General features: G+C 71.4%; 5 protein-coding genes and 2 pseudogenes. 3 read left to right on the top strand and 4 right to left on the bottom strand.

What is annotated here, in order from left to right; genetic code table 11:
• A partial coding sequence (locus tag DLJ59_RS00425; RefSeq protein WP_208648504.1) for a hypothetical protein occupies window positions 1-633 on the bottom strand: 633 nt, incomplete at its 3' end.
• 131 nt (window positions 634-764) lie between these two features.
• Here DLJ59_RS00425 and DLJ59_RS00420 point away from each other — a divergent pair.
• The 3 genes from DLJ59_RS00420 to DLJ59_RS00410 all read left to right on the top strand — a co-directional run bounded on the left by DLJ59_RS00420 (window position 765) and on the right by DLJ59_RS00410 (window position 2,569).
• Window positions 765-1,196 carry an OsmC family protein gene (locus tag DLJ59_RS00420; RefSeq protein WP_124770552.1) on the top strand — a complete coding sequence of 144 codons (432 nt, stop codon included), beginning with the start codon at window positions 765-767 and terminating at the stop codon, window positions 1,194-1,196.
• Between the two features lie 163 nt (window positions 1,197-1,359).
• A complete protein-coding gene (locus tag DLJ59_RS00415) occupies window positions 1,360-1,707 on the top strand; it encodes a metallopeptidase family protein (protein WP_208648505.1) in 348 nt (115 codons plus the stop codon).
• Between the two features lie 136 nt (window positions 1,708-1,843).
• Window positions 1,844-2,569 carry an AIM24 family protein gene (locus DLJ59_RS00410; RefSeq protein ID WP_124770550.1) on the top strand — a complete coding sequence of 242 codons (726 nt, stop codon included), beginning with the start codon at window positions 1,844-1,846 and terminating at the stop codon, window positions 2,567-2,569.
• A 50-nt stretch (window positions 2,570-2,619) separates the two neighbouring features.
• On the opposite strand, the pseudogene DLJ59_RS38180 reads toward DLJ59_RS00410, so the two are convergent.
• The 3 genes and pseudogenes from DLJ59_RS38180 to DLJ59_RS00400 all read right to left on the bottom strand — a co-directional run.
• Window positions 2,620-2,955, bottom strand: a pseudogene (locus tag DLJ59_RS38180) (ACT domain-containing protein); the annotation flags it as partial.
• Between the two features lie 39 nt (window positions 2,956-2,994).
• Window positions 2,995-3,531, bottom strand: a pseudogene (locus DLJ59_RS38175) (prephenate dehydratase domain-containing protein); the annotation flags it as partial.
• 10 nt (window positions 3,532-3,541) lie between these two features.
• Entirely contained in the window at window positions 3,542-4,051 is a 510-nt protein-coding gene (locus DLJ59_RS00400) for a hypothetical protein (protein ID WP_124770553.1), read from the bottom strand.
• Between the last annotated feature and the right edge of the window lie 51 nt (window positions 4,052-4,102).

The raw sequence follows: 4,102 nt of genomic DNA, 5'->3' as shown, positions 1-4,102 counted from the left end.
CCAGGGTTCCGGTGCCGGCCTGTCGGCGGGCCCGTCCTCGTCTGGTGGGCCGAAAGCGGCAGGGGGTGCGACAGGCACCAGCCGCAGGGCGGCCGCGAACAGCACACAGGCGGCGAACGCCATCATCAGCCCACGGCCGTACTCGATCTGGTAGCCGTCCTCGGGCGCGTAGATGAAGTCTCGCTGACCGCGGTCGTCGAGGGTGGCCGTGGCGGCCACCAGCAGTGCCAGCAGGGCACCGGCCAGGGTGAGACCGGCCAGCCGGGCGTTCGGCCGCACGGCCGCCGTGCCGCGCAACGCCAGCGCCACGGTGCAAACGAGGACGAGCAGCCCGACCAGGTAGCCGACCCCGAAGCCGTTGATCTCGGACACCCCGGCGGGCACCTCGATCGTCGAGTTTCCGTCGGACCCGTCGTTCGGCAACCTGATCACCAGCCACTCACCGATGAGTGAGGCGATCGCCGCCACCGCGCCCAGACCGGCGAGCAGCAGCGGCAGCCGAGGGTCCCGCGCGAAGCCGGCCAGCGACCAGGTGAACCGGCGTCGCCGGGCCGTGTCGACGGCACCCCACTCGATCACGGCCGGGGCCTCGGATCGGTCGCCCTGTCGCGGGATTGGAAGCTCCTCGGACATCGGCCATCCCTCCGCCGGTCACGGGCCTGGATCGCATCATGGCACAGCTAGCTGGTGGTGACACGGATCGCAGGGCTGGCGAGCGCGCCGGTCTGTCGCTCGGCGGTCGCCTTTCCGCTAGCGTTTGCCTCATGCCAATCCGTACCGCTTCAGCACAATGGCAGGGCAACCTCACCGAGGGCGCGGGCACCGTCCGCACCGGTAAGGGTGGCCTGTCCGGCAACTACTCCTTCAAGTCGCGCTTCGAGGAGGGTGAGGGCACCAACCCCGAGGAGCTGATCGCCGCCGCGCACGCTGGCTGCTTCTCGATGGCGTTCTCCAAGGCGCTCGCCGACGCGGGTTCGACGGCCACCTCGGTCGAGACCACCGCCAAGGTGCACCTGGACAAGACCGACGCCGGCATGAGCGTGACCCGGATCGACCTGGAGACGGTCGGCCAGGTTCCGGGGATCGACGACGCGGAGTTCCAGAAGCTCGCCGAGGCCGCCAAGGCCAACTGCCCGATCTCCCGCCTGCTCTCGCCGGGCGCCGAGATCACCCTCAGCGCCCGCCTGGCCGCCTGAGCGAGTCGATCCACACCGTACGTCCACGGAAGGAGCCTCCGCCCGGTCCCGGGTGGTCGCTCCTTCCGTGCCTGTGACGGCCTGCTTGCGGGACTGACGGCCACGGTCGTCCCGCAGGGCCGGGCCGTGTGCCGCCGCGTGGGGCACAATGGGCGAGGTGCCGGTGGAGATGAGCCGTGAGCGCTTCGAGGAGTTGGTCGGCGAAGCCCTCGACGAGGTGCCCGAAGAACTGCTCGGCCTGATGAACAACGTGGTGATCCTGGTCGAGGACGACCCGCCACCGGGAGAGGCCGACCTGCTCGGCCTCTACGAGGGGCATGCGCTCACCGAGCGCGGTTGGAGCTATTCCGGCGTGCTGCCGGACCGGATCTTCATCTACCGCCATCCGATCCTGCGGATCTGCGACAACGACGAGGACGTCATCGACGAGGTGGCGGTGACCGTGGTGCACGAGATCGCCCACCACTTCGGCATCGACGACGCGCGGTTGCACGCGCTCGGCTGGGGCTGAGCCCGCCGTCCGACACCCGCGCCGCGCCGCTCGGCGCCCCGGCCGCGCCGCGCCGCGCCGCCTGACCGATGGTCGGTGCTTGCCGAGGTCGCCTACCGTCGGTGCAGCGAACGCGACGGTATTCAGGAGGCCTTTCATGCGCAGCGAGCTGTTCTCCACGGAGAATCTGGAGAAGGAGTCCGCGCAGCCCGGCATGCGGTTGCAGAACTCCAAGATGTTGAAGATCGAGCTCAACGGCGAGGCGATGGCCCGGGTCGGGTCGATGGTCGCCTACCAGGGGAATGTGCAGTTCCAGGCGCTGGGCTCCGGCGGGCTCGGCAAGTTCCTCAAGCAGAAGCTCACCGGCGAGGGCGTCCCGCTGATGAAGGTCTCCGGCCACGGTGACGTCTTTCTCGCCGAGCTGGCCAAGGATGTGCACATCATCGACCTGGAGCCGGGCGACGCCCTCTCCATCAACGGCAGCAGCGTGCTCGCCTTCGACTCCACCCTCCAGTACGACATCAGGATGGTCGGCGGCGCCGGTATGGCGTCCTCGTCCGGCCTCTTCAACTGTGTGTTCAGCGGCTACGGGCGGATCGCCATCACCACCAAGGGCACCCCGGTGGTGCTCAACGTGGACGCACCGACGTACGTCGACCCGCAGGCCGCGGTCTGCTGGTCGGCTAATCTCCAGACCGGCTACCACCGGGCCGAGCAGCTCGGCCTCGGCACACTGCTCGGCCGCCGCACCGGTGAGTCGTTCACCATGAGCTTCGGCGGTCAGGGCTTCGTCGTGGTGCAGCCGTCCGAGGAGCCGCCGGTCATGGGCAGCGGCCAGCAGCAGCAGCAGGAGGGCGGCCTGCTCGGCGGTCTGCTGAGCTGACCGCTGCGGGCGCGGGGCGCTCCCGATCTGTTGAGGGGTGCCCCGTCCGGTCAGGTCAACTCACCGGTACGCAGTCGGGTCAGCCAGGCCGCCGCGTCGGCGTAGTCGACGTCGGAGAGGCCCGCCGGGGCGGGGACCGGGCGTTCGCCCGCAGTCTCGGCCCACCGGTGCCGGGGATAGGAGCCCAGGAAGCGGACGTCGGCGCAGACCCGGCGCAGCCCCTGCAACGCCTCGCCCAGGCGTACGTCGGCCACGTGGCCCGTGCAGTCCAGGAAGAAGACGTAGCGGCCCAGCGCCTCGCCGGTCGGACGGGACTCGATCCGGGTCAGGTTGACCCCCCGGACGGCCAACTCCATCAGCACGGACAGCAGCGCGCCGACCCGCGACGACCTCACCTCGCTCGCTGTCTACATCGCCCACGACCGGGTCACCGCGTCAGGGTGGTCGGCGATCTTGTCAGCGAGTGTGGTGAGTCGGTGCCGGGAGGCGCCGATCGGCGCGCAGATCGCCGCGTCGTACTCCCCCGTGCCGGCGCCGGCGGCGGCCGCGCCGTTGGAGAGCACATCGACCACCACGGCGTCGGGCAGGTGGTCGCGCAGCCATCCCCGGCACTGGGTGGATGCCTGTGGGTGGGCCGCCACGGTGTGGATCGAGGTCAGTGAGGTGCCGGGGCGCGCGGCGAGCACGAACTCCACCGACAGGATCACCTCCCGGGTGATCACCAGCGGTTCGCCCTCGGCCATCTCGTCCAGCGTGACGCCCACCGCGCCGCCGATCGAGTTTTCCAGTGGCACCAGCGCCGCGTCGGCGTCGCCGGCGCGGACGCTGTCCAGCGCCTCGCCGACGCTACGGGCGGGCGTACGGGTGCCGCGCTCGGCGGCGGGCACGGAGCGCAGCGCCTGTTCGGCGAAGGTGCCCTCCGGCCCCAGGTAGACGAAGCGCGTCGGCGGTGTTCCTGGCATGCCGATCAGCCTACGCACCTGGTCCGTTGGCCGGGCCGGCGTCACAGGCGAGGGTGCGGATCCCGGCCGGGCTGGTGGCGCGGACCTCGATGGTGCAGACGTCCGTGCCGGCGGTGACCAGCACCGGGGCGCTGGGCTTGCCTCGGGTGACCACCTGGAGTTCCTCGTGCCCGGTTACCGCCAGCACGGTGAACTGCCAGTCGCCGGCGCAGAGCGGCCCGGTACGGACCTGCACGCGGACGTTCGCCGGCAGCACTCCGGCCTGGCCGCGCAACAGTTGCAGTACCCGCTGCCCGGTCGGCCCGTTGCGGCAGGCGGTCGCGACCAACCCGGCGTCCGGGGTGGGCGTCACGGTGGCGAGAGGCGGTGCGGTGGCCGGCGTGGTCGCCGGTGCGGTGCTCGGGCCGGGCGTCGTCGGGCTCGCGGTGTGCGTGGGCACGCCGGTCGGTTCCGCCAGCTCGGGTGGGGCGCCACAGCCGGCCAGCACCGCGATGGCGAGCGACGCCAGCGCGATCGGCAGGGCTCGGGCGATGGCCGGTAGGGGGCGGCGATCGGCTGCCTGCTCAGGGAC

Origin of the sequence: Micromonospora inaquosa, from assembly GCF_003857055.1 — a bacterium.
Classification (GTDB): domain Bacteria; phylum Actinomycetota; class Actinomycetes; order Mycobacteriales; family Micromonosporaceae; genus Micromonospora; species Micromonospora inaquosa.
The sequence above is the reverse complement of the archived record's forward strand: the minus strand, read 5'-3'. Positions and strand labels throughout refer to the sequence as shown.